Below are 23,950 nucleotides of genomic sequence, written 5' to 3'. Positions count from 1 at the left end.
TCACTATGTGAAGGGAGGCAAAGAAGCATATTTCCGGTCTGTGGGCATTCAGAGGGCGGGTTCTATGTTCTATAAAGAATGTTGCTGAGAACTGCCGCATCTTCCGCGAACTGCCCGACATCGTCGCCTTTGACGAATTCCAGCATCGCATAAGCCGTCTTCGTCCAGTCGCCTTCCGGCAATGCACCCACGCACGCCCGCCAATAATCCGCGCGCTCGTGAAGCGGCAGGCGGCTGGCGTCGGCGAGCCAGGCGAAGACGTGGAGATGGCAGATGCGCGAACCGAGTGCGGATATTTCCGCCAGCGCGTCATTCAGCGGCAGGCCGGGGGCGGGCTGCCAGTAGAAAAAGAGGTTGGGAACCGGCAAATCCTGCATGAGTTGCAGGGCCGAGGGCAGGGTGTCCGTCAGTGAGTTGGGGTGATATTCGAGGCCGATTGTGATGCCATAGTCGTGCGCCAGGCGGGCGATTGTCGCCAGTGCCTCCGTTGCTGCGCGGCGTTCGCCGGGGGAGTAATCGGCAGATGGGCGTTTGCGGCTGCCGGGCCATATACGGATATGCCCGGCGCCGAGCGCCCTTGCGGTTTCGAGTACGGCGGTCACATCATCAGGCGCAAAATCCGGCGCAAAGATGTAGGAACCGTAGGAAGACACGGTCAGGCCCGCTTTTGCCGTCCGTTCGCCGACATCCCTTGCATTGCCGAGATCGCCCGGCGGCACATGGATATCACCGCCCCATTCGATGGACCTGATGCCGTTTGCGGCGGCGAGGTCGATGACGGCCTGTGGCGACAGGGAGCGGAAGGTGACGGAGCAGAGGCCGGGCTCGAAAAATCTCATGCGATCAGTTCCAGATGTTCCGGCCGCACCTGCTGTTGCAGCGCAAAGCCCCGGCAAAAACGCTCAATCTCGGCAATCGCCATGTCACCGAGCCTTGCGCGTTCAAGGCCTGTCGCGCCGGCGATATGCGGTGTGAGGAAGACGTTCGGCAGGCTGTAGAAGGGAGAGTCCGGCGGCGGCACTTCCGGGTCGGTGACGTCGATGACCGCTTCGATGCGACCGGTTTTCAGTTCGGCCAGAAGCGCGTCTTCATCCACCAGCGCGCCGCGCGCCGTGTTGATCAGGGTCGCGCCGTCCTTCATACGGGCAAGTGCTGCCGCGCCGATCATATGTCGGGTCTGCGGCAGGGAGGGCGCATGCAGGGAGATGACATCGCTGGCGGCCATCAGCTCCTCGAGCGACACAAGAGATACGCCGAGCTTTTCCGCCTCCGCAGCGCTTAGAAGCGGATCGAAAAGGATGAGGTTGAGATCGAAGGGCTGCAACAGATTGATGACGCGTCGGCCGATGCGCGATGCGCCGACGATGCCGACCGTGAGGCCAAGATTGCCGATGGCCTGCGACTGCAATTGCTCGACAGGCGCGCGGTTGCGATGCTCCAGGTAAAGTCGCCGGAAGCCGAAGGCGCGCTTGCCGGCGAGCAGGATCATCGCCAGCGAAAATTCGGCGACCGGCTGCGCATTTGCCTCCGCCGCGCTGCAGACGATGATGCCGCGTTCGAACACCGCCCGCGACAGGAAATATTTCACCGTGCCGGCGGCATGGGAAATCAACCTGAGCTGCGGCATCAGGGCGAGTTCCCGCGCCCCTACATCCGGGCAGCCCCAGCCGGTCAGCAGAATATCCGTCCGCGCGAGCTGCGCTTTCAGGGAGGGGTCGTGAAAATCGCAGATCCGCCCGGTGTCGAGAATCTCGACGCTCTGTGACAGCCTCTCAAGCGCCTGCGCCGTCAGCACATGCTGGGTCCGTTCCGGGTCCATGGCCAGGCTGAGACGCGGAAGCGGGCTCTTCATTGCGGCTCTCCCGCCGCCGCCATGCTGCTGACCGGAACACCGCGCTCCGCAAACAGACGGTCGAGCGCGCCCATATCGGGGAAGGCGGGTGTGGTCGCCAGCGCCCTTTCGCTTTCGGGCCCGGCCACGCCGGCAAAGACGGCACAGGCGAGCAGGGTTTCACCGGCCGGAATTTCGCCCCGCAATTGCGGCACGGTGGTCTTGGCGTTGATGAGATTGGTATTGGGCAGCGCCTTCAGCGCCACGCCGTGGCGCGATATGCTGGAGCCGAGATCGACAATCGCGGATATGTCGGTGCCGCAATCGGCCGTTGCCTGGCCGGTCTCCTCGCGCACGGCATCGCGGTCGCCATCGTTGCGGTTGATCGCAAACCCGCCTTCGGTGACCGAGAGGGGGCGTGCGGCCGTGATCCGGTGCAGCCTGACATGCCAGTCGCCGGCTGTGGCCAGCGTGGTTTCGACTTCGACATCCGGGAATGGCTTCCATGTCGCCCGCAGGTTTTCACCCGCCAGCAGAACCTCATCGTTGGTTTCGCGCACGCGGTAATGCAGGCCGTCTTCGGAAAAGGCCAGCATATTGTCGAAACCATTGGTCCTGAAGCCGCGTTCGTCCACCTCGACACCGAAGCCGTAACGGGAGGAATAGGCGAATTTGGCATATTTTTCCGGACCGCCGCGCATGGAAAGGTTTTCCTGTCCGCTGGAAAGCGCGGTGACATTGCCCTTGGCCTTTATCATCACCATGCCGGGATGAACGAGCGGACGCGGTTTTGCGGAAGGCGCGGGCAGCTTTTCCTCCGCCTGCCAGAAGGGATGGCTTTCCGGCAGGGCGAGCGGCAGAAAGGCCTTGAAGGCCCAATAGGGCGAACCGGCGGAATTGTAGCTTTCCGACATGGTGAGCTGCGGATAGGCGTAACCGATGGAGAGCACGCCATCGCGGTCGGCAATCGGCTTTTTCGCCCACCAGCGCAGATGCTGCAGATAAAGCCCCTTGATTTCGCCCCAGGGCAACGCCTCCTCATCGGCAAAGGCAAGGCCGGCCCAGAAACCGCCGCAGGCGAAGCGGTAGGTCATGGAACGGCCAAACGCCAGCGCGCCGCCATCCTCGTCGAACCAGCTTGCGAAATCGGCGGCGAAGAGGCGGGCGCGCTCACGGTAGCGCGCGGCATAGGCATCGTCAGGCTGGCTGAGCTTCGCGTAGATCAGGCCGTAAAAATGCATGGCGAAGGCGATGTAATGGTCGATGCGGCGATAATTGCCGTCGCGATACCAGCCGTCGGCGATATAAAACCCGTCCAGTTCCGTTTTGAATGTTTCCGTCAGGCTGCGGTCGAAGTCGATGCCGAGGTGATCGAGCGCCATATCGACCATCACCCGGAAGAACTTCCAGTTATTATCGGCGTAATTACGCTCGCGCGCCGTCAGGAGATAGTGGCGCAGATTGTCCTTCTGGGTGCCGGACAGCGGCTCCCAGAGGTGCTGCGGCGCAAGCCGCAGCGAAAAACCAAGCGCGGCAAGTTCCACCAGCCGCTGATCCTTCTGGCGGACGTCACCCCAGTAGTCGGGATGGGCAGGATCGGTGCCATTGGCTATTCCCCGCGCCAGAAGCGGCCAATGGTCGAAGTGATCGCCGCTCAGCGCAAGCGGTGCGATGCCCCAGAGAGGGCGGGCGAAACCTTCCAGATCGGCCGCCGCCCTGTCGAAATGCGCGGCGGTCCCGCTGAGCGCCACCCTGGCGCCGCCCTGCGAAAAATAGGGAAGAAGCGGCGCGAAGCTGTCGTCCAGCGCCCGCCGCACATCGGCGCGGCTTTTGAGCGGATTGCCGTGCAGCGGATTGAATCTGGCCATATTGAGTTTGCTCATGGTGTCATGCATCGCCTGTCGCCTTTCCCGTCTTTTTTGCCTTGCCGGCGGTCTGGCCTTCCACCAGCTGCACGCCGAGCTGTACCTGCCGGGCATTGGCGGAAGGCTCCGTCAGCCGGCGCCGCAACAATTCCACGGCCTCGCGGGCGATCTCGCGGCGGTCGACGCGGATGGTGCTGAGGCGCGGGGTGGACAGCTCGGCAAAAGGCAGGTCATCGAAACCGATGATGGAAAGATCGTCCGGCACGCCGAGGCCAAGCTCCTGCGCCGCACCCAGTGCGCCAAGCGCAATGGCGTCATTCATGCAGAAAATGCCGGTCATGTCGGGGTGCTTGGCGCGCAGCTGGCGAACCGCCTCGCCCGCCTGCCCGAAGCCGCTCTCCGCCGTTGACAGCAGGAATTCCTCATAGGTGGTTCCCTCTTCCTCGAGGATCGTGTGGCGGAAGCCGCGCATGCGCTCCCTGATGGTGTGGCGGTGGTGGGGGCCGATATAGGCGACCTTGCGGTGGCCAAGGTCCAGGAGCCGCCGCGCCGCCAGCGCGCCGCCGTAAAAATTGGAAGGCGAAACGCAGTCGAGCGCCATTGACGGATCGGCGCTGTTGACCAGAACCGGCTGCAATACACCCTGGGTGATGCGGTGGATGATCTCCTCCTCGGGATCGAGGCCGATGGCGAGAAGGCCGTCGACCTCGCAGACCCGCTGCGTCAGCGCGTCGTCGATCTGTTTCTGGTGCAGGAGCCGGATATCCAGCTCGAAACCGTCCGTCTGGGCGAGGCTGCGCAGCGTGTCGAAAATATCATGGTAGAAAGCGCCGATATCGCCGGTCGCCCGTTCGGCCGACATGAGCGCAAGGATCGTCTTTCCCTCCAGCGGCACGCCGCCAGCCTGGCTGGTGACCGGGCGCAGGGGATAGCCAAGCTCCGCCGCCACGCCCAGAACCTTGGTCTGGATCGACGCGCTGATGCCCTTTTCCCCGGCCAGAACACGCGAAACGGTGCTGATGGAAACGCCGGCGCGCTGGGCGATATCCGACTGGCGCGGGCGGCTGATGTCGGGCGTATCGTTCATATCGTCTCCTGCGCTTGCAAAAAAATATAATATGATGCAAATATTGCAAACTAAGAAAATTTGCAAGAATTTAAGTGGTATCTGAAAAATTTGCAAAACGCGGGAGGAGCAGATGCAAACGATCGATAGGCGCGGATTTTTGGTCACGGCGGCGTTGGCCGGTCTCGGTGCGGCGGCGGGCGGTTTCCGCGCGGTTGCGGCCGAAACCCGGCTGCGCTGCGTGTGGTGGGGTTCGGCCGACCGCAACAAGCGCACCAATGAGGTGATCGCGCTTTACCAGAAGGCCGATCCGCAAACGGTGGTCAGCGGGGAGATGATCGCCGGTTCCGATTACTGGACCAAGCTTGCGACATCCATGGCAGGGCGCAATGTCGCCGATATCTTCCAGCTCGAACCGTCCACCATCGCCGATTATTCCGGCCGCGGCGCCTGCATGGAGCTGGACCAGTTTGTCGGCAAGTCGCTTGATCTTTCCAGTTTCGGCAAGAGCGAGATCGATCTTTGCCGTATTGACGGCAAGCTCTACGGTGTCGGTCTCGGGCTCAATTCCTTCTGCATGATGTATGATGCCGAGTCGCTGAAGGAAGCCGGCCTCTCCATGCCGGAGGGCCAGATTACCTGGAAGGCGCTTGCGGAACTGGCGCGCGATTTCAAGAAGAACGGCCCGGCAAAGCGCAATTACTGGGCGGTGCCCTATGGCGCGCGTTACCACTATGTCTTCGATGTCTGGCTGCGCCAGCGCGGCAAGCTGCTGTTCCAGGATGGCACCATCGGCTTCAACAAGGAAGACGCCAAGGAATGGTTCGCCTATTGGGAGGATCTGCGCGAGAACAAGCTCTGCGTTTCCGCCGATATCCAGACGCGCGATGACAACACCATTGAATCCAACGCGCTGACGCTTGGCAATTCGGCAATCGGCTTTGCCTATTCCAACCAGCTTGTCGGTTATCAGGCGCTCAACAAGAAGACTTTGTCCATCGGCATGCTGCCGGGCGAGGGCGCGGGCAAGCCGACCGGCCATTATTATCGGCCAGGCCTCATCTGGTGCATTTCGTCCACATCCACCAACCCGGAAGCGGCGGCGAAGTTCATCAACTTCTTCGTCAACGATCTGGAAGCGGGCAAGGTTCTCGGCGTCGAACGCGGTGTGCCGCCGGCAAAGAAGGTGCGTGAGGCGGTGTTGCCGAGCCTCAACGAAACAGAGCGCAAGACGGTGGATTATATCGAGAGCCTGTCCGGCAAGCTCGATCCCTATCCGGAACCCGCCCCGATCGGCGCCAATGAGTTCGACCGCGGTGTGATGCGCCCGATTGCCGATTCGCTCGCCTTCGGCCGCGCCAGCATCGATGAGACGGCGCAAAATCTTGTCGACACCGGCACGCGGACCCTGCGCAAGCGCGGTTGACGACAGAAGGGGCACCGCCATGCGGCTTTCCGGCCGCCTGGCGGTGCTTTTTTATGGCTTGCGTCCCAGGGAACGATCCCAGATGCGGCTGTACGACAAACAGCACTGGACAAGGACAGGGCATTTAAGCCAGAAATTCTGATCTGGATCGATAAATCTGAAGATTAGAGAATGGCCCCCAATTTCCTCCTCGTTGATGCTGAAAAAGAATTCGATGTGCTGAAAGCGGCCGCGTCGCTGATCCGTGTGCAGATATTGAAGCTGCTGCATGAGACGAGCGGCCTGAATGTCAACGAGATCGCGCAGCGGCTGGATCTGCCCCAGTCCACCGTTTCCGCCGGCGTGGCCGTTCTCGAAGAGGCGGGGTTGCTGCGAACCGAAACGCGCAAGGCGCGCAAGGGCAGCCAGAAGATCTGCTTCGCCACCTGCGATGAACTCATCGTGTCCTTCCGAAAACCGGAGACGCCGGCGGCCTCCAATTACATTGCGGTGGCCATGCCGCTCGGCCTCTACACCCAGAGTTCGGTGACCGCGCCCTGCGGCATCTGCTCGCCGGAAGGCATCATCGGGCTCCTTGATGTACCAGATACATTCATGGACCCTGACCGGATGAAGGCGGCGCTGCTGTGGCTGACCTCCGGCTTCGTGGAATATCAATTTCCCAATAATGCCAAGATTCAGGGGCGGGAAGTCGAGGAAATCGAGTTTTCCATGGAGGTCAGCTCCGAGGTGCCGGGAACGCACAGCAACTGGCCGTCCGATATCACGCTGTCCGTCAACGGCAGGGAAATCGGCGTGTGGACCTCGCCCGGCGACTTCGGCGACAAGCGGGGCGCGTTCACGCCCGACTGGTGGAAGCTTTCCGGTTCCCAATACGGCATGCTCAAGACCTGGCGCATCACCGCGCAGGGAACCTATGTCGACGGCACACGGATTTCCGACGTTACCCTCGCGGATATCGACCTTACCAGTCACCGTTCCATCCGGTTGCGCATCGAGGTCAAGGCCGATGCAAAACATCCGGGCGGGCTGAATATTTTCGGCCGCGGGTTCGGAAACTACGATCAGGATATCGTCCTGCGCCTGCGCACCGCGGGCTGAGCCAGTCAATTTTCAAAAGTATGATTTTCGCGGTTGACAGGCGCGGATTCCCTCGGCAACTATATTATCAAATATGGTTTATATCATATTTTATGATTTAATGCGCAGGGGAGGAGAGCCTTATGAAAGCGCGGGTTTCAGTCCACCGGGACTTCCGGATCGGGCGTATCGACGATCGTCTTTATTCCGCCTTCATCGAGCATATGGGGCGTGCGATCTATGGCGGGATTTACGAGCCCGGCCATCCGCAGGCGGATGAGAACGGCTTTCGCAAGGATGTTCTGAAATTCGTGCGGGACCTGAAAATTCCCGCCATCCGTTATCCCGGCGGTAACTTCGTTTCCGCCTATCGCTGGGAGGACGGCATCGGCCCGCGCGATAAGCGCCCCATCCGTCTCGACCTCGCATGGCGTTCGAAGGAAACCAACCAGATCGGCATCAACGAATTTGCCGACTGGGCGCAGATGGCCGGTATCGAGATGATGCTCGCCGTCAATCTGGGTTCGCGTGGTCTGGATGATGCCCGCAACTTCCTCGAATATGTGAATTTTCCGGGCGGCACGACGCTCAGCGACCTGCGCCGCAGCCATGGCGCCGAGAAGCCGCACGGCGTGAAAATGTGGTGCCTCGGCAATGAAATGGACGGCCCCTGGCAGATCGGCCACAAGACGGCGGTGGAATATGGCCGCCTGGCCAACGAAACCGCCAAGGCTTTCAAGGGTTTCGATCCCACCATCGAAGCAATCGTCTGCGGCAGTTCCAATGACGGCATGCCGACCTATCCCGAATGGGAACGCGAGGTGCTTGAGGAATGTTATGAGAATGTCGACCACATCTCGCTGCACAAATATTTCGGCAATAACAGCCGCGACACGCTGAATTATTTCGGCAAGATCGAAGAGACGGGCCGCTATATCCAGACCATCGCCGGCGTCATAGATTATGTGAAGGCCAAGAAGCGCGCCAAAAACGATGTGTCCATCTGCTTCGACGAATGGAACGTCTGGTATCATATCCGCCAGGAAGACGGCAAACGCATCAAGAGCTGGGACTGGCCGGAAGCGCCGGCGCTTCTGGAAGAGACCTATAATTTCGAGGACGCGCTTTTCGTTGCCGGCCTGCTCAACGAATTCATCCGCCGCTCGGATCGGGTGCGCATCGCCTGCATCGCCCAGCTCGTTAACGTCATTGCTCCCATCCGGGCGGAAAAGAACGGGCCGGCCTGGCGTCAGACGATCTATTATCCCTATCAGTTCGCCTCGCTTTATGGCCGCGGCGTTGCGCTGAATGTCGCCGTCGATTGCCCGACTTACGATTGCAACGCGGCGGATGACGTCAAATATCTCGATGTTGCCGGTGTCTTCGATGAGGCGGAAGGCATGGTGACGCTGTTCGTGCTTAACCGGCATCTCACCGAGGCGGCCGAGATCAATGTCAGCCTCACCGGGTTCTCCTCGGCGACGCTTGATCTGCATCTTGCCATGGCGGGATATGATCTGCGTGTTGGCAACGGCCCGGATCAGCCGGATCGTGTCGTGCCGGCGCCGGGCAGCGGTGTCGGCGTCGAGGATGGGGTGTTGAAGGGCTCCGTGCCGGCGCTGTCCTATCATGTGCTGCGCCTGAAGGTTCAGTGAGGCGGCCATGGGTGTCCGTCTCGACAATATCGCCAAGTCCTTCGGATCCTTCGCCGCGATCCGGGACGTCTCCATGGAAATCCCGACCGGCAGCTTCGCTGTGTTCGTCGGGCCTTCCGGTTGCGGCAAATCCACGCTGCTGCGCATGATCGCCGGGCTTGAGGAGACCAGCGGCGGGCGCATCGCCATCGATGACCGCGATGTCACGGCCGTCGAACCGGCGGATCGGGGCGTTGCCATGGTGTTCCAGAACTATGCGCTTTATCCGCATCTGAGCGTGTTTGAGAACATGGCCTTCAGCCTGCGGCTTGCCCGCAAGCCAAAGGCGGAAGTCAATGACAGGGTGGGCGAAGCCGCCCGTATCCTGCAGCTTGAGGACCATCTGCAGAAAAAGCCGTCGCAGCTTTCGGGCGGACAGCGGCAGCGGGTGGCGATTGGACGCGCCATCGTGCGGCAGCCAAAGGTCTTCCTGTTCGATGAGCCGCTCTCCAACCTCGATGCCGAGCTGCGTGTCCAGATGCGGCTGGAGCTGACGCGCCTTCATCGCAGGCTCGGCGCCACGATGATCTATGTCACGCATGACCAGGTGGAGGCCATGACGCTTGCGGACAGGATTTTCGTGCTGAAGGGCGGCATCGTGCAGCAGGCGGGTGCGCCGCTTGCCCTGTACGACGATCCCGACAACCGCTTCGTGGCCGGCTTCATCGGCTCGCCGGCGATGAATTTCCTGCAGGCGGACATTGTCGAACAGCGAAACGGCGTCGTGACGCTCTCGCTCGATGGTGGCCAGAGACATCTCGAAGCGCGGCTTTCACAGCCGGTTTCCGCCGGCCAGCGGATCGAAATCGGGATTCGGCCGGAGCATCTGACGATTGCCCCTGACGGCGCCCTGCCTGTCAATGTCGAGGTGGCGGAGGAGCTTGGCGATGTTTCCTACCTCTATACCCGCACGCCTTCGGGCAAGGAAATCATCGTGCAGCGGCAGGGTTCGCGCGAGACGCTGGATGGCCGGTCCGTTCTGTTGAGCGCCTCTGCCGACCACATTCTGGTTTTCGACAGCGACGGCAAAAGGTTGCGATAGGCGCGAGGAGGCGCCTTTCGCTGCAGCAGACTGCCTCTTCAAGGGGCGTTTCCACATAAACGGGAGGAGTGAACGATGCGACTGATCAAGACATTGCTTGTTGGCACGGTTCTGGGTTTGACCGCCCTGCCGGCGCTGGCGAAACAGGATATCGTCTGGTGGGACTTTCTGTCAGGCGGTGACGGCGTGCGCATGAAAGCGCTGATCGACGCCTTCAACAAGGAGCACCCGGATATTCAGGTCAAGGGAACGACGCTGGAATGGGGCGTTCCCTTTTATACCAAGGTGCGGACCGCCTCGGCCGTTGGGGAAGGGCCCGATATCATGACCTATCACCTGTCACGCGCGCCGCTGGCGCTTCAGGAAAAGGTGCTGAGCGAGATCACGGCAAAGGACCTCGAAGATGCGGGGCTGAAAAAAGACGATTTCTTCAGCGCGCCGTTTGAGGCGGCCAGCCATGACGGCAAGCTTTATGCCGTGCCTTTCGATATTCACGCGCTTGTTCTTTATTACAATGCCGACCTTCTGAAAGGCTCGCCCTATCTCGATGCCGAAGGCAAGCTGACCGGCATCAAGACGATGGATGATTTCGAGAAGGCGCTGGCCTGGGCGAAGGAAAACGGCGTCGAGACGCCGGTTACCTATCAGTCGGGCGGCGAAGGCGGTGTCTGGCGCGTCTTTTACACGCTTTTGTCGCAGCAGGGCGGCGAGCTCGTTACCAATAATGAGGTGCTTGCCGGCGACAATGCGGAGAAGGCCGCCAAAGCCATCGACACCATGTCCAGATGGCGCGAGAACGGCTGGGCCCCGGAACAGGCGGAATACGAAGCATCGGTCGCCCTGTTTTCCGCCGGCAAATCCGCGTTCCAGCTAAATGGGGTGTGGGAAGTGCCGACCTACAAGGATCTGGAGAAAAACGGCAAGCTGGGCTTCAAGTGGAGCGCAGTCGAAGTGCCGCCCTTCATGGGCAAGCGCGCCACCTGGGCGGATTCCCATGCCTTCGCCATTCCGAACGAAGGTGACAAGACTGTTTCCGGCGAGAAACGCGCCGCCGTCATGACGCTCATCGGCTGGATGGAAAAACACGCCATCAGCTGGGCCGATGCCGGCCATATCCCGGCCTATAAATCGATCACCGAAAGCAGCGAATACAGGGCGATGCAGCCGAATTCCACCTATGCATCGCTGGCGGAAGCGGCGGTGTTCGATCCGAAGACCACGATCACGGGTGTCGCCTCTCCGGCCTATGATGCTGCCCTCAACGTCATCGCTCCAGCCATTCAGGGTTTCATGAATGGCACGGATGCGGTGACGCAGATCAAGGATGAGCTGCAAGACAAGCTGAAGTAACAGCAAACCCGCCCTCCGGTTGCTGACCGGAGGGCGGCACGCAATGTGCAAGGTCCCGGAGACATTCCATGGCTATGATTGAAAACCGGCGCAAAAAATCGCTGATCGCGTTGTCGATGGTGACACCGTTCATCGTGGTCTTCGCCACCTTTTTCCTTTATCCGTTGATCGAGATGGTGCGCATGAGTTTCACCGACGCGCCGCTGATTGGCGAGGGAAACTGGGTTGGGCTGGCGAACTACGCGAAACTGCTGAGCGACCGTCTTTTCGTCACCTCGCTGAAAAACAACGGCTATTTCGTGCTTCTGACCGTCGTGCCGACGACCGTCATCGCGCTCGTGATCGCTCTCGCCGTCAGCCGCCTGTCGGGCGTCAATCAGACCATTGCCATGAGCCTGTTTTTCCTGCCCTATGTGCTGCCGGTTTCCGTCGTCACCGAAATCTGGGCGTGGATGCTCGATCTGCAGTTCGGCATTCTCCAGCCGGTAATTTCGCTGTTTGCCGGCAAGCCGGTCGCGGTTTTCAAGAACCCGTACTGGGTCATGCCGATGGTCGCCGTGGTCACCATCTGGTGGACGAACGGTTTCAACGTGCTGCTGTTCATCGCCGGTTTGCGCAATATTCCGGCAGAGCTTTACGAGGCTGCATCGCTTGACGGCGCAACGACATGGCAGCGCTTCTGGCGGGTGACGTGGCCGCTGCTCTGGCCCGTCACCGCGCTCGTTCTGACGTTGCAACTGATCCTGCAGCTGAAGATATTCGATCAGATCTATCTTCTGAGCGGCGGCGGGCCGTTCAATTCCAGCTTCGTGCTTCTGCTCAAGGTCTATCGCGAGGCGTTCCAGCTCAACAATGGCGGTTACGCCTCCGCTGTCGCCACCGTGCTGTTCCTGCTGATCGTCATCGTTTCCATTCTCCAGTTCCAGTTGCTGCGCATCCGGAGGAACTCATGAGCTTCACGAAAAGACTGGAAAACATCGTCCTGACCGTGCTGACCTTTTCGGCGGCGCTGGTCTGGATCTTTCCGCTCTACTGGACTTTCGTCACCTCAATCCGCTCGGATGAAAATGTCGCCGGCAATAGTTCGCTGATACCCGACGAATTTCAGCTGAGCGCATATGTCAATGCCATCTTCAACACGCGGCTGATGAACTGGTATCTGAACTCCGTCGGCACGGCGGCAATCGTCACCGGCTCCGTGCTGCTGATTTCGATGTTGTGTGCCTATGCCCTGTCGCAGATACGCTTTCCGGGGCGGCGGCTGCTTTATGGCATCGTGCTCGCCAGTTTCATGGTGCCGGCGCAGACGCTTGTGGTCACGCAGTTCATCCTGATGAAGAACCTCAACCTCATCAACACCTGGGCCGGCATCATCCTGCCGCAGCTCATCACGCCCATCGTCATCATCGTTTACAAGCAGTTCTTCGACAGCGTGCCGAAGGAGATGCGCGAGGCGGTGGTTCTGGATGGCGGCGGCGAATACACGATCCTGTTCAAGGTCTATCTGCCGCTGAACTGGGGGATTACCACCGCCATGGCGATCGTGACCTTCATCACGGTGTGGAACGCCTTTTTCTGGCCCTTCCTTGTCGTCACCTCGGAAAACATGATGACGATCCCGGTCGGCATCACCCAGGTCAACGATGCCTTCGGCGTTGCCTATGCGCGGCTCATGGCTGTGGCGATGCTGGCGGCCCTGCCGGTCATCATCGCCTATGTCATCTTCCAGCGGCGTGTGACGGAAGCGATCATGATCTCGTCCGGCGTGAAAGGGTGAGGGCGGCTTACTCCGGAAGATGCGGGCAGGCAGCAGGGTTATATTGAAGCTGCCCGCCCTTTCTTGGGGGCCCGATGCCGGACCCGTCTCGCGCGGCCCTTAGACCGCCAGCAGTTTTTCGTTGCCGATGCGGTGGGTCTCGCCGGTTCCTTCCGTTTCGATCCGCCGACCCGTGGCAGGGTCGAAGAAATGCAGGTGGGCGGCGGGAAGCTCGAGGTGGATGCGCTGGCCGGGTTTTACCGAAAGATCCTCACCGATGGCGGCGGAGAAGGTCTCGCCGGCTATATCGGCATGGACGATACGGCCGGAACCCAGTTCCTCGACAAAATCCACGATTGCCGGCACGCCCGCGCCTTCGGTGCTGACCACACATTGCTCCGGGCGGATGCCCACCGTCACGTCGCGGCCGCGAAGTTCCAGCGCCGTCTCGGGGAAAAGTTTCACCGGCGTGCCGTTCAGCATGACGGCAGGCGATTCCACTTCCACCCTTGTGGCGAAGAGGTTCATGGCCGGCGAACCGATGAAGGACGCCACGAAGGTACTGGCCGGGCGGTGATAGATGTCGAGCGGATGGCCGACCTGTTCGACATTGCCCTTGTTCATCACCACCAGCCGGTCGGCGAGCGTCATGGCTTCCACCTGGTCATGGGTGACGAAGATGGAGGTGGCGGACAGGCGCTGGTGCAGCTTGCGGATTTCGGCGCGCATGGTCACGCGCAGCTTGGCGTCGAGGTTGGAGAGCGGCTCGTCGAAAAGAAACACGGCCGGTTCGCGGATGATGGCGCGGGCCATCGCGACGCGCTGGCGCTGGCCGCCGGAAAGGGCGGCGGGCTTGCGTTCGAGGTAGTCGGACAGGCCGACGATCTTTGCGGTCTCCTCGACCCGGCGCTGGCGTTCGGCCTTCGGAACACCGGCGACCTTCAGCGCGTAGCCGATATTGCCGGCCACCGACATATGCGGATAAAGCGCGTAATTCTGGAACACCATGGCGCAGCCGCGCTCACGCGGTTCCAGCGTGTTGACCACGCGCCCGCCAATGGCGATCTCGCCCGAGGTGATTTCCTCCAGCCCGGCGATCATGCGCAGGAGCGTGGATTTTCCGCAGCCCGAAGGGCCGAGGATGACGACGAATTCGCCGGAGTCGAAAGAAAGATCCACCCCATGCAGGGTCTGCGTCTTGCCATAGGATTTGCGGACCTGACGAATATCGATCTGAGCCATGATAAAAACCTTGTTGTTGAAAGCCGGGCGTCACTTGTCGGACGAGACGAGGCCGCGGACGAACCAGCGTTGCAGGAAGGCCACGACGAGCAGCGGCGGTGTGATGATGATGAGGGAGCCGGCAAGCGTGACGTTCCAGTCCGGCGTGCCGTCATCGGCGGGCAGAAGCGCCCGGAGCGACATCATCACCGTCTTGTAGGAAGGGTCGGTGATCATCAGCAGCGGCCACAGATACTGGTTCCAGGCATAAACGAACATGATGGTGGTGAGCGCCAGCATGTTGGTGCGCGACAGCGGCAGCAGCATGTCCACGAAGAAGCGGGCCGCGCCCGAACCGTCCATGCGGGCCGCTTCGGCCAGCTCGTCCGGGATCGTCATGAAGAACTGCCGGTAAAGAAAGGTGCCGGTGGCCGTGGCGATGAGCGGCAGGGTGAGGCCGGCATAGGAGTTCAGCAGGTTCCATTCGAGCGTCACCTCGATGCCGAACAGGCCGAGAATGGAGCGGAACGGCTGGAAGAGATCGGCGGCGACGGAATAGGTCGGCACCACGCGCACTTCGAGCGGCAGCATCAGGGTGATGAACACCGTCCAGAAGAACAGATGTCTGAGCGGCGAGCGGAAGAACACGATGGCGAAGGCGGTGAAGGCCGAAAGGGCCACCTTGCCGATGGTCACCAGCGTCGCCATGATGACGCTGTTGAGGAGGGCGTTGCCGAGATTGGCGCGTTGCCAGGCCGTCTGTGCATTGGCGAAAAATTCGCCCTGCGGCATGAAGTTGAACGGCACGCTGTTGACCTGCTGTACCGACTGGCTGGCGCCGGAAATGACGACGATGAAGGGGCCGATGAGCAGGAAAAAGCCTGCGATCAGGATCGCATAGGTCAGGGCGTCGGCATAGGGTGTGCGCTGGATCATCGCCGCCTCACTTGTAATGGACTTGCCGCTCGACGAAGCGGAACTGGATGAAGGTGAAGACCATGATGAGGCCGATGAGGACGAGGCTCTGCGCCGAGGCGCCGGAATAGTTCAGGCCCTCGAAGGCTTCGCTGACGATGCGGTAGACCATCACTTCGGTGGCGCGGTTGGGGCCGCCTTCGGTGGTGGAGGCGACGATGCCGAACGTATCGGCGCCGACGAAACCCTCCGTCATCATGATGACGGTCAGGAAGAACAGCGTGGGCGCCAGCAGCGGCACCTGAATGTCGATGGCGCGGCGGATCGGCCCGGAACCGTCCATGGCCGCAGCCTCCGTCAGCGAACGCGGCACGGATTGCAGGCCGGCGAACAGGAAGATGAAGGTATAGCCCGCCCATTTCCAGATGAAGATGACGATGACGAGGATGAGTGCGTGCTCACCGTATTTGGCCGGGTTCCAGATATCGGGCCACCAGGCGTTCAGCGAGGCCGCGAGGCCGCGCTCCGGCGACAGGATGAAGCGGAAGGCCATGCCGGCCGCGGGACCGGCGATCGCGTAGGGCAGGATGTAAAGCACCCGGAAGAAGCCGGAGCCGGGAAGCTGGCGATCGACGGCAAGCGCGAGCACGAGGCCGATGAGGATCGCGAAAAACGGACCGACGACCGCAAAGATCAGGCTGGTGACGATCGACTGCCAATAAAGCGGATCGCCGAAGGTTTCGATGAAATTGGCTAAACCGACGAATTCCGCCGGGCCGCCGAAGGGCGGCTCCAGGGTGAATGCCCAGTTCAGCACCGCCGCAACCGGCCAATAGAAGAACAGGAGAATAAGCAGAAACTGCGGCAGGGCGAAGAGCACAGGCAGCCATGTGCTTTTGAAAACGGTACGTTTTTCCATTGGAGTCCGGCGGGGTTCGAGATTTCGGCGGGCCTGCCCGAACGACTGTCCGGACAGGCCTTTGACGGCGATAAAAGAACGCTTAGTTCAGCTTGGCGCCTTCATAGGTCTTCTCGAAGCGGCGCAGACCGGCGTTGGAGCGCTCGACGGCTTTGTCGAGTTCGGCCTGGATGTCGGCGTTCTGCATGAAGATGGCTTCGAGCGAGGTGGCGACTTCCTTGCGGATCTGCGTGAAGCCGCCGAGGCGGATACCGCGGGTATATTCGGAAGGCGGTGTGAAGGTCAGGCTTTCGATCGCCTTTTCGCGGCCCTTATAGGGAGCCTTGTCATAGAAGCCGTTGGCCTTCATGGCGTCGAAGCCGGTCTTGGTGACGGGGATGTAGCCGGTGACCGTCGACCACCACTCAACCATATCAGGCTGGGCGATGAAGTTGAGGAACGCGGCCGCGCCCTTGTATTCCGCATCCGGACGACCGGCGAGAACCCAAAGCGAAGCGCCGCCGACCAGCGAGTTGTGACGTTCGGTGCCCTTCCAGATCGGCAGCATGGCGACATCCCACTTGACGCCCTGCGGCATGGTCTTGCCGACGGTGCCGTGGCTGGCGATCGAGGACATGAACATCTGGCAGGTCTGCGAGGTGAAGGCCGGCAGAATATCCATGCCGAGCTGCTTGGTCTTGACGACGAACAGCTTCTCGTCCTGCATCTTCTTGAAGAATTTCACCAGGTCGACGAACTTCGTCTTGTTGATCGTCAGTTCCGCATCGAGACCCTGATAACCGTTGCCCTTGGTGGCGATCGGCTGGTTGTGGATGGCGGAGAACTGCTCCATCAGCATCCATGTGTCGAAGTTGAAGGCGAGCGGGCATTCGAAACCGGCGGCTTTCAGCTTCTTGGAAGCCTCTTCAACCTGTTCCCAGGTGTCGGGCTTGAAGGTGATGCCGGCTTTTTCGAAGGCGTCGACATTGTAATAGAAGACGGCGGTGGAGGAGTTATAGGGGAAGGAGTTCAGTTCGCCCGCAGCGGTTGCGTAATAATTGGCGATACCGGGGAAATAATTGCTCCAGTCGATCTTGTAGCCGTTGTCGGCCATCAGCTTCTTGGCGGGAACGAAAGCCTTGGACAGCATCATGTCCAGCGTGCCGGCGTCGTAGATCTGGGTGATGGCGGGCTGCTTCTTGGCGCGATAGGCGGCAATGGTGTTCTGCAGGGTGGATTCGTAATCGTTCTGCGAGGTGCAGACGATTTCGAATTCGGCCTGGGAGTCATTGAACTTCTTGCAGGTCTCCTGGACGCGGTCGCCGAGATCGCCGGAAAGGCCGTACCAGAATTCGAACTTGGTCTTTTCTGCGTGGGCAGCCGTGGCGCCGAAGGCGGCGGCGAAGGCGACGCCGGCCACGAGGGAAGTCAGTGCGGAAGATTTCATGAGTTGAGCCCCGTTGATGGAATGATGGCCTGCTCGGCAAGGACCTCATGTCCCCGGCACGAAGCCACGGGCTCTGCTAACAGCCGTCTTTGACGGATGGCTTACATTTTGTTGAACGTTTTATGATGACTGGCCGCGCAGGGCATTCTGCGCGGCGGAAAAGTGCGATTAACGCGAATAATCTGAATTTACTGATATTTTTCAGATGCTTAAAATTTCGGCATTATTTCGCTACTTGTTGCTGAACGGGTTGTCGGCGTCAACCGCGACGTGCAGCCTCGATGGTGGCGACGTCGATTTTTCTCATCTCCATCATCGCGTCGAAGGCGCGTTTGGCCTCCGCGCCGCCGGCGGCGAGAGCCTCCATCAGCACCCGCGGCGTGATCTGCCAGGAGACGCCCCATCTGTCCTTGCACCAGCCGCAGGCGCTTTCTTCGCCGCCATTGCCGACGATGGCGTTCCAGTAACGGTCGGTTTCCTCCTGGTCCTCGGTCGATATCTGGAACGAGAAAGCCTCGGTCTGTTTGAAGACCGGGCCGCCGTTGAGGCCGATGCAGGATACGCCCGCGACGGTGAACTGCACGGTCAGCACATCGCCCTTCTTGCCGGAAGGATAGTCGCTGGGGGCATGGTGAACGGCGGTCACGGCGCTATTCGGAAAGGTCTCGGCATAAAATCTGGCGGCCGCCTCGGCATCCTTGTCGTACCAGATGCAGATCGTGTTCTTTTCCATATGCATGGTCCTCCGAAATTGAGATATTTGATCACGCCGGCAGGGCGACGACTGGATTTGCGGGCAAACTGCCGCTTCCCCTATTCGGTATAAAATGCGCCTGCATGGCAAACGTTCCGAAAAAGCCGAAGCTTCGGGCTGCGGCTCAACGGTTCACGACGCCGGGCTAGGCGCCGTCAAAACCATCGTCTTACCCTGCGCCGATAGGCGTCATAGGCCGGGCCCAGCTCCTTCGCCAGCACGCGCTCCTCAATCTTCACCTGCAATATCACCGCGACGGTGAGGGCGAGGGCGACGGCAAGCTGCAGGACCGAGGGGAATACGAGCACCAGTCCCGCAAACAGCAGCATCTGCCCAACGAAGACCGGATTTCTGGAAAGGCCGAAAGGCCCGGTATCGACAATGGCCCCGAGATGGCCTTCGGCCGCACCGATGCGCCATGATTTACCCATGTAGTGCTGGGCGTAAAGCGCAATCAGACTTCCAGCCAGCACCGTCGCCATCCCCAGGATGCTGATGGCTGCACCGGGATCACGGCGGTCCAGAAGCCAGATGCTTCGCTGCGGCTCCAGCCAGAGAGTGACAAGCGGCAAAAGGGCGCCGAGAAAAAAAGCGAGACGGAAAAGCAGGGCGGGCGCGGTCTGCCGCTCTCCGCCCTTTGTAAAAAGCCACACCGGCTGCTGCGAGCGTTTCGCCAGTCGCGCCGTCAAAAGCAAAAAGCCGGCGATATATGCCCACACTGCCAGCACGGATATGATGTCGATCATTCTTCCCCCAAAAGTCTCGTCAGGCTCACGCTCCCAAAAACGGTAAGCCTCGGGTCCAGCGCCCCGAGTATAGACAGGAGTATTACACGACAACGACCCCAGCCAGATGTTTCAGATCATCCGCAGAATTTTGCGGAAAATTGGCGCGATTTCCTGAGTTTTGGCCGCGACCGTCATGAGGTGGGGCGAGCGGCAACCTTATCCTTAAATATTATTTAATTATACAATCATAATATTCATGAATGATTTTGCGTAAAAACCATTCATCCCGGAGGATCGCGCGTGACTATTTTTGATCGTGGTGCCAATGCCCTGGCGGTTCTTGCCGCACTTTCCAAATCCCAGGCCACCATAGAATTCGATCTCTCGGGAAAGATTCTCGCCGCCAATGAGAATTTCTGCCGGGCGCTCGGTTATGACCTTTCGGAAATCGTCGGCAGGCACCACAGCATGTTCGTGGAGCCAGCCGTCGTGTCTTCGCAGGACTACAAGGCTTTCTGGTCCAGGCTCTCGTCCGGCCAGTTCGATCAGCGGCAATATAAGCGCGTCGGCAAAGGCGGCCGCGAGGTCTGGATCGAGGCGTCCTACAATCCGGTGTTTCGCCGCGGCAGGCCGGTGAAAGTGGTCAAGATCGCCACCGACATCACCGAACGCAAGCTGAAGGCGGCGGAAGATACGGGCAAGATCGAAGCGCTCTCGCGGGCGCAGGCGATCATCGAATTCTCCCCCAATGGAGAGGTTCTGGCCGCCAACGAGAATTTTCTGGCGGCGCTGGGTTATTCGCTGGCGGAAGTTCAGGGCAGGCATCATTCCATGTTCTGCGAACCGGCCTATACGCAATCGCCCGAGTATAAGCAGTTCTGGCAAAGGCTGGCCGGCGGCGATCTGGTCGCCGATGAATTCATGCGGCTTGGCAAGGGCGGCCGCAAGGTCTTCATTCAGGCCTCCTATAATCCGATCTTCGATCTGAGCGGCAGGGTGTTCAAGGTCGTCAAATTCGCGACCGACGTGACCGGCCGCGTCGAAAACGTCGAAAAGCTGGCGCAGTGCCTTACCGATCTTGCCGAGGGAGATCTGGCCCAGAACATCGACAAACCTTTCATTCCTTCGCTTGAGAGATTGCGCACGGATTTCAACGCGGCTTCGGAAAAGCTCAAAAGAGCCATGACGCTGGTGTCCGAAAATGCCGGCGCGATTTCTTCCGGCTCGAACGAGATCAGGTCCGCTGCCGATGATCTCGCCAAACGCACTGAACAGCAGGCCGCCTCCATCGAGGAAACGGCCGCCGCACTGGAGGAAATCACCACCGCCGTCAACGATTCAAGCCGCCGTGCCGAAGAGGCCGGCAAGATCGTCTCCCGTGCCCGCGACCATGCGGAACATTCGGGTCAGGTGGTGCGCGATGCGATCGGCGCCATGGACCAGATCGAAAAATCGTCGCGCGAAATCTCCAACATCATCGGTGTGATCGACGAGATCGCCTTCCAGACCAATCTTCTGGCGCTGAATGCCGGCGTCGAAGCCGCCCGCGCTGGCGATGCCGGCAAGGGTTTTGCCGTCGTCGCGCAGGAGGTTCGCGAACTCGCGCAGCGTTCCGCAACGGCTGCCAAGGAAATCAAGAACCTGATCAATGCCTCCGGCGCGCAGGTGGAAAACGGCGTCGGCCTTGTCACCAGGGCTGGCTCGGCGCTGCAGGAAATCGCCGAGCAGGTGCGGGACATCAATACCAATGTCGTGGCGATTGTCGATGCCGCGCGAGAACAGTCCACGGCGCTTGTGGAAATCAATCAGGCGGTCAACACCGTGGATCAGGGCACCCAGCAGAACGCCGCCATGGTGGAGGAGCAGACCGCCGCAAGCCGCAGCCTTGCGCGGGAAGCGGCGGCCCTGTTCGAGCTTCTCGGGCAATTCAGGTTCGAGGAGGCGTCGCGATACACAGCCCCCGCGCGCGGCGGCTTCGAACGGCAATCCGCGCCGGTGACCTCGCATCGCGGCGTGTCCCGCGCGCCTGTGACGCGTGGTTCCGCTGCGGTTGCCGCCATTCATGAGGAATGGCAGGATTTTTAAACTCGGTGATGAAGCACGCATCCTCTCGACGTCATCCTCGGCCCCCGTGCCGAGGACCCAATCACGCTTCATAAAATCGGAAGGTTGCAGATATTCGAGACAGGGTCGAGGATGATGTCGGCGTGATTGGCTTGGCTCATCGTTCCATCTGGCGATACGGGATGACAAGCCCGCAAGCTGGGCATATCTTCCTGACTGGCCGATAACAGGCACATCGCGTTTGGAGTTTTCGGGGACGCTCGCTTGGCAGGACTATCGACAAGCCGCATCGCTCTTGCCTTTTGCCTGCTCGTCGCAGCCTTTGGCGCGGCGAAAGCCCAAGAGCCCGCCAGGGGAAAGGCGGTCTGCGCCTATACCCATGATGTCGCACCGGAATTATGCATCAATGCCGGCAGCTACAATAACGATCTCTGCCATGCCATCGAGGTTCTCGCCGCCCGCCATGCTGTGCCGCCGGATTATTTCGCCCGGCTGATCTGGCGGGAAAGCCTGTTCCGGGCGAATGCCGTCAGTCCGAAGGGGGCGGAGGGCATTGCCCAGTTCATGCCGGGAACGGCGCGGCTGCGCGGCCTCGAAGACAGTTTCAACATCATCGCCGCCCTTGAGGCGTCTTCGCGTTATCTCTCCGAATTGAACGTGCAGTTCGGCAATTTCGGCCTTGCCGCCGCAGCCTATAATGCGGGGGAGGCGGGCTTGCGGAACTTCATCGCCAACGGCCGCCTGCCGACCGAAACCCGGGACTATGTGTTTGCGATCACCGGCTATCCGGTGGAGAGCTGGAAGGACAATCCGCCGGAAAAGGCGGCGCCGGCGCTGGATGACAGCCGCTCCTTCCTCGATGCCTGCGTGCGTCTGGCCGATAGCCGCACCATGAACGATCCCGTCCTCATCTCGTCCGCAGACTGGGCGCCCTGGGGCGTGCAGCTTGCCGCGCATTATAATCCGGCGGTGGCGAACCGGCTTTTCACCCGGGCGATCCTGCAGCTTTCGGAGCCGCTGAATGCCGAGCGGGCGTTGATCGTGCGGCAGCGCGGCGGGAATTTCGGTTCGCGGCCGCGTTATGCCGCCCGCATCGGCCGCGAAACCAGAGCCGAAGCCAATGCGCTTTGCGGCGATATCCGGCGGGCCGGCGTTCCCTGCACCGTATTCCGCAACAGGTAGCGCTGAGCGATATCGGCGCGATGCCTTAGGGTTCGGCGGGGCGGCCGATCATGAGAAGTTGATCGGCTTTTCGGCCGGCCTGTCTTTCCGCGCAAAATGATCGTGCCTAGATTTGCCCCGAGCGCTGGCCGGCAACAGGGGCCGGCGGCATTTTACAGGGATGATCTGGAATGAAATGGTTTGAAACCGGATGTCTGGCGGCGGTTCTGGTTGTCGCCGCGGCGTGCACCAGCACTGACGAGACGGAGATTTCGCGCACGGTGGCGGGTTTTGTGGGACAACCGCGTGATGCCGCAATCGCCCGGCTGGGCCGCCCGAACAAGGTCATCATCGAAAACGGCGCAACCGAATCCTACTGGCTGAAGGTTCATGTCGAGACCTATGCCGGCCTCAGCAACAGACGCGAAATCAAGGCCGTCGACGGGCAGGCGCAGGTTTCGGAAACCGAGGGCATGAAGATCAAGGAACATCGCCGCGACTGCATCATCAAGATAACCGCGGATGCCGACTCCACCATCAGGACAAGCGAGATCATCGGCAACCCGGCGAGTTGCGGAGATTTCCTCAATCGTTCGGCATCCTGAGAAACTCGGTCGCAGCCGCTCCGGTTGCCGAACGCCTCAAAGCTCCATCTTGATGGTCAGCATATATTCGGTGCCCTTCGCCCGGTCGCGCGTGCGGGAGACTTCAAGCGTGACCTTGTCCAGCTTGTGCCCGAGGCTTTCCTTGATCGTTCCTCCCGGCGTATCCTCTCGCCTGAACGAGGTGTCGCCGTAACCGACGCCGATTTTGCGGGTAATGGCGTTTTCCGTATAGGTTCTTCCGAACATGGCGGAAGCCTGGCCGCTGCGCACCGTCGTCTCGAAGCCGCGGGAATCGATGTCCCTGTAAGCCGAGGCGGCAATCGAACTGTCCGAGCCCGTATAGCTGCCACCGGCGCTTATTCTGGCGAGGCGATGACCGTCATGTTCGAGGGAAAAATTGCCGTCGGCCGAAGGTCCGAAACGGCCGCCGTTCATGGCGTCCTTGTAGGTGAAGCGGAAGCGGCCGCTGCGTGCGTCCACCTGATAATTATAGGAGGCGTCGCCGCTGCGGATCTGGATGCCCGGCGCCGGTTCGCTGCCGAGGATCGGCGAAACCTTGTCCGCGAACTGGAACAGCGGCTTGGTGACCTGATCGAACTCCGGCTTCGACAATGCCAGCGGCTTGCCGTCAGGGTCGAATTTTCCGACCGCCAGGCAGGGGCGCTGGTTGATGATGCTCTTCAGGGCAAAGACCGTGCAATTGTCGCTGGTCGTGCCGGCAATCGCGGCATGCACGGAATTGCGCAGGGTGTAGCTGCCGCAGCAGGAAAAGGCTTCATTGTCGATGCTCGCATCGCGCGTATAGCCGGTAAAGACAATGCCGCTCGCGCCGCTGGTCAGGCCGACATTGGCGAAATGCGGGCCGCTTTGCAGCGGAAAGAGCTTCAACTGGCTCTGATCGGCAAGCGTTTTCGGGTTGGAAGGTGATGGAAGCGGCATTCTTCTTCTCTCCTGAACACGGGAACGGTGTGTTTTTTACCATCCTGAATTGAGGCTGCAACCCTCAACTGTACCCCGTGAGATATGCCGTTCCTGTGGATGAGAGCG

Annotated in this window: 21 protein-coding genes; 10 read left to right on the top strand and 11 right to left on the bottom strand. The window is 60.6% G+C overall.

What is annotated here, in order from left to right; genetic code table 11:
* Positions 1 to 62 precede the first annotated feature (62 nt).
* Genes N5D22_RS21370 through N5D22_RS21355 form a run of 4 tightly spaced genes read right to left on the bottom strand, consistent with a single transcriptional unit; the run spans position 63 to position 4,783 of the window.
* Positions 63 to 839, bottom strand: coding sequence for a TIM barrel protein (locus N5D22_RS21370; RefSeq protein ID WP_279657824.1), 777 nt, complete (start codon positions 837 to 839; stop codon positions 63 to 65).
* Entirely contained in the window at positions 836 to 1,852 is a 1,017-nt protein-coding gene (locus N5D22_RS21365) for a hydroxyacid dehydrogenase (protein ID WP_279657825.1), read from the bottom strand. Before N5D22_RS21365 ends, N5D22_RS21370 begins: the two co-directional genes overlap by 4 nt.
* A complete protein-coding gene (locus tag N5D22_RS21360; protein ID WP_279657826.1) occupies positions 1,849 to 3,726 on the bottom strand; it encodes a DUF2264 domain-containing protein in 1,878 nt (625 codons plus the stop codon). Before N5D22_RS21360 ends, N5D22_RS21365 begins: the two co-directional genes overlap by 4 nt.
* Positions 3,719 to 4,783 (bottom strand): LacI family DNA-binding transcriptional regulator, encoded by a 1,065-nt coding sequence (locus N5D22_RS21355; protein WP_279657827.1) that lies wholly within the window; start codon positions 4,781 to 4,783, stop codon positions 3,719 to 3,721. Before N5D22_RS21355 ends, N5D22_RS21360 begins: the two co-directional genes overlap by 8 nt.
* A gap of 112 nt (positions 4,784 to 4,895) precedes the next feature.
* Here N5D22_RS21355 and N5D22_RS21350 point away from each other — a divergent pair, with 112 nt between their 5' ends.
* From N5D22_RS21350 to N5D22_RS21320, 7 genes are all read left to right on the top strand, one after another.
* Positions 4,896 to 6,188, top strand: a complete 1,293-nt coding sequence (locus tag N5D22_RS21350; RefSeq protein ID WP_279657828.1) for an ABC transporter substrate-binding protein — start codon at positions 4,896 to 4,898, stop codon at positions 6,186 to 6,188.
* 171 nt (positions 6,189 to 6,359) lie between these two features.
* Positions 6,360 to 7,289 carry a transcriptional regulator gene (locus N5D22_RS21345; protein ID WP_279657829.1) on the top strand — a complete coding sequence of 310 codons (930 nt, stop codon included), beginning with the start codon at positions 6,360 to 6,362 and terminating at the stop codon, positions 7,287 to 7,289.
* Positions 7,290 to 7,411: 122 nt separating this feature from the next.
* Positions 7,412 to 8,923 carry an alpha-N-arabinofuranosidase gene (locus N5D22_RS21340; protein ID WP_279657830.1) on the top strand — a complete coding sequence of 504 codons (1,512 nt, stop codon included), beginning with the start codon at positions 7,412 to 7,414 and terminating at the stop codon, positions 8,921 to 8,923.
* A gap of 7 nt (positions 8,924 to 8,930) precedes the next feature.
* A complete protein-coding gene (ugpC, locus tag N5D22_RS21335) occupies positions 8,931 to 10,004 on the top strand; it encodes a sn-glycerol-3-phosphate ABC transporter ATP-binding protein UgpC (protein ID WP_279657831.1) in 1,074 nt (357 codons plus the stop codon).
* A gap of 75 nt (positions 10,005 to 10,079) precedes the next feature.
* Positions 10,080 to 11,354, top strand: a complete 1,275-nt coding sequence (locus tag N5D22_RS21330; protein WP_279657832.1) for an extracellular solute-binding protein — start codon at positions 10,080 to 10,082, stop codon at positions 11,352 to 11,354.
* A gap of 68 nt (positions 11,355 to 11,422) precedes the next feature.
* Positions 11,423 to 12,307 (top strand): sugar ABC transporter permease, encoded by an 885-nt coding sequence (locus N5D22_RS21325; protein ID WP_279657833.1) that lies wholly within the window; start codon positions 11,423 to 11,425, stop codon positions 12,305 to 12,307.
* A complete protein-coding gene (locus N5D22_RS21320; RefSeq protein WP_279657834.1) occupies positions 12,304 to 13,131 on the top strand; it encodes a carbohydrate ABC transporter permease in 828 nt (275 codons plus the stop codon). The genes N5D22_RS21325 and N5D22_RS21320 overlap by 4 nt, the downstream gene beginning before the upstream one ends.
* 99 nt (positions 13,132 to 13,230) lie before the next feature.
* Here N5D22_RS21320 and N5D22_RS21315 read toward each other — a convergent pair whose 3' ends face one another.
* The 6 genes from N5D22_RS21315 to N5D22_RS21290 all read right to left on the bottom strand — a co-directional run bounded on the left by N5D22_RS21315 (position 13,231) and on the right by N5D22_RS21290 (position 19,091).
* Positions 13,231 to 14,352 carry a sn-glycerol-3-phosphate import ATP-binding protein UgpC gene (locus tag N5D22_RS21315; RefSeq protein ID WP_279657836.1) on the bottom strand — a complete coding sequence of 374 codons (1,122 nt, stop codon included), beginning with the start codon at positions 14,350 to 14,352 and terminating at the stop codon, positions 13,231 to 13,233.
* Positions 14,353 to 14,382: 30 nt separating this feature from the next.
* Positions 14,383 to 15,267, bottom strand: coding sequence for an ABC transporter permease subunit (locus N5D22_RS21310; protein ID WP_279657837.1), 885 nt, complete (start codon positions 15,265 to 15,267; stop codon positions 14,383 to 14,385).
* Between the two features lie 7 nt (positions 15,268 to 15,274).
* Positions 15,275 to 16,165: a sugar ABC transporter permease gene (locus tag N5D22_RS21305; protein ID WP_279657838.1), complete on the bottom strand. Its 891-nt coding sequence runs from the start codon at positions 16,163 to 16,165 to the stop codon at positions 15,275 to 15,277.
* Positions 16,166 to 16,247: 82 nt separating this feature from the next.
* Complete coding sequence (locus N5D22_RS21300; protein ID WP_279657840.1) at positions 16,248 to 17,591, bottom strand: extracellular solute-binding protein; 1,344 nt, start codon at positions 17,589 to 17,591, stop codon at positions 16,248 to 16,250.
* 259 nt (positions 17,592 to 17,850) lie between these two features.
* Complete coding sequence (locus N5D22_RS21295; protein WP_279657842.1) at positions 17,851 to 18,324, bottom strand: VOC family protein; 474 nt, start codon at positions 18,322 to 18,324, stop codon at positions 17,851 to 17,853.
* Positions 18,325 to 18,500: 176 nt separating this feature from the next.
* Positions 18,501 to 19,091 carry an isoprenylcysteine carboxylmethyltransferase family protein gene (locus N5D22_RS21290; protein ID WP_279657843.1) on the bottom strand — a complete coding sequence of 197 codons (591 nt, stop codon included), beginning with the start codon at positions 19,089 to 19,091 and terminating at the stop codon, positions 18,501 to 18,503.
* Positions 19,092 to 19,373: 282 nt separating this feature from the next.
* On the opposite strand from N5D22_RS21290, the gene N5D22_RS21285 reads away from it, so the two are divergent.
* The 3 genes from N5D22_RS21285 (at position 19,374) to N5D22_RS21275 (ending at position 22,903) form a co-directional block, all read left to right on the top strand.
* Entirely contained in the window at positions 19,374 to 21,158 is a 1,785-nt protein-coding gene (locus N5D22_RS21285) for a PAS domain-containing methyl-accepting chemotaxis protein (protein WP_279657844.1), read from the top strand.
* A 267-nt stretch (positions 21,159 to 21,425) separates the two neighbouring features.
* Positions 21,426 to 22,319, top strand: coding sequence for a lytic transglycosylase domain-containing protein (locus tag N5D22_RS21280; protein ID WP_279657880.1), 894 nt, complete (start codon positions 21,426 to 21,428; stop codon positions 22,317 to 22,319).
* 170 nt (positions 22,320 to 22,489) lie between these two features.
* Positions 22,490 to 22,903 (top strand): hypothetical protein, encoded by a 414-nt coding sequence (locus N5D22_RS21275; protein ID WP_279657845.1) that lies wholly within the window; start codon positions 22,490 to 22,492, stop codon positions 22,901 to 22,903.
* A gap of 36 nt (positions 22,904 to 22,939) precedes the next feature.
* Here N5D22_RS21275 and N5D22_RS21270 read toward each other — a convergent pair whose 3' ends face one another.
* Positions 22,940 to 23,842 (bottom strand): hypothetical protein, encoded by a 903-nt coding sequence (locus N5D22_RS21270; RefSeq protein ID WP_279657846.1) that lies wholly within the window; start codon positions 23,840 to 23,842, stop codon positions 22,940 to 22,942.
* Between the last annotated feature and the right edge of the window lie 108 nt (positions 23,843 to 23,950).

This window comes from Agrobacterium sp. GD03872 (genome assembly GCF_029840625.1).
Taxonomy (GTDB): domain Bacteria; phylum Pseudomonadota; class Alphaproteobacteria; order Rhizobiales; family Rhizobiaceae; genus Agrobacterium; species Agrobacterium fabrum_A.
This window is presented reverse-complemented; position numbering and strand designations above follow the sequence as displayed.

Bases quoted from the DNA above. Each gene is read 5' to 3' on its own strand.
- N5D22_RS21355 (WP_279657827.1), bottom strand. From the start codon at position 4,783: ATGAACGATACGCCCGACATCAGCCGCCCGCGCCAGTCGGATATCGCC.
- ugpC (WP_279657831.1), top strand. From the start codon at position 8,931: ATGGGTGTCCGTCTCGACAATATCGCCAAGTCCTTCGGATCCTTCGCC.
- N5D22_RS21340 (WP_279657830.1), top strand. From the start codon at position 7,412: ATGAAAGCGCGGGTTTCAGTCCACCGGGACTTCCGGATCGGGCGTATC.
- N5D22_RS21360 (WP_279657826.1), bottom strand. From the start codon at position 3,726: ATGCATGACACCATGAGCAAACTCAATATGGCCAGATTCAATCCGCTG.
- N5D22_RS21320 (WP_279657834.1), top strand. From the start codon at position 12,304: ATGAGCTTCACGAAAAGACTGGAAAACATCGTCCTGACCGTGCTGACC.
- N5D22_RS21365 (WP_279657825.1), bottom strand. From the start codon at position 1,852: ATGAAGAGCCCGCTTCCGCGTCTCAGCCTGGCCATGGACCCGGAACGG.
- N5D22_RS21300 (WP_279657840.1), bottom strand. From the start codon at position 17,591: ATGAAATCTTCCGCACTGACTTCCCTCGTGGCCGGCGTCGCCTTCGCC.
- N5D22_RS21305 (WP_279657838.1), bottom strand. From the start codon at position 16,165: ATGGAAAAACGTACCGTTTTCAAAAGCACATGGCTGCCTGTGCTCTTC.
- N5D22_RS21270 (WP_279657846.1), bottom strand. From the start codon at position 23,842: ATGCCGCTTCCATCACCTTCCAACCCGAAAACGCTTGCCGATCAGAGC.
- N5D22_RS21295 (WP_279657842.1), bottom strand. From the start codon at position 18,324: ATGGAAAAGAACACGATCTGCATCTGGTACGACAAGGATGCCGAGGCG.
- N5D22_RS21325 (WP_279657833.1), top strand. From the start codon at position 11,423: ATGGCTATGATTGAAAACCGGCGCAAAAAATCGCTGATCGCGTTGTCG.
- N5D22_RS21330 (WP_279657832.1), top strand. From the start codon at position 10,080: ATGCGACTGATCAAGACATTGCTTGTTGGCACGGTTCTGGGTTTGACC.
- N5D22_RS21275 (WP_279657845.1), top strand. From the start codon at position 22,490: ATGAAATGGTTTGAAACCGGATGTCTGGCGGCGGTTCTGGTTGTCGCC.
- N5D22_RS21370 (WP_279657824.1), bottom strand. From the start codon at position 839: ATGAGATTTTTCGAGCCCGGCCTCTGCTCCGTCACCTTCCGCTCCCTG.
- N5D22_RS21350 (WP_279657828.1), top strand. From the start codon at position 4,896: ATGCAAACGATCGATAGGCGCGGATTTTTGGTCACGGCGGCGTTGGCC.
- N5D22_RS21290 (WP_279657843.1), bottom strand. From the start codon at position 19,091: ATGATCGACATCATATCCGTGCTGGCAGTGTGGGCATATATCGCCGGC.
- N5D22_RS21310 (WP_279657837.1), bottom strand. From the start codon at position 15,267: ATGATCCAGCGCACACCCTATGCCGACGCCCTGACCTATGCGATCCTG.
- N5D22_RS21315 (WP_279657836.1), bottom strand. From the start codon at position 14,352: ATGGCTCAGATCGATATTCGTCAGGTCCGCAAATCCTATGGCAAGACG.
- N5D22_RS21345 (WP_279657829.1), top strand. From the start codon at position 6,360: ATGGCCCCCAATTTCCTCCTCGTTGATGCTGAAAAAGAATTCGATGTG.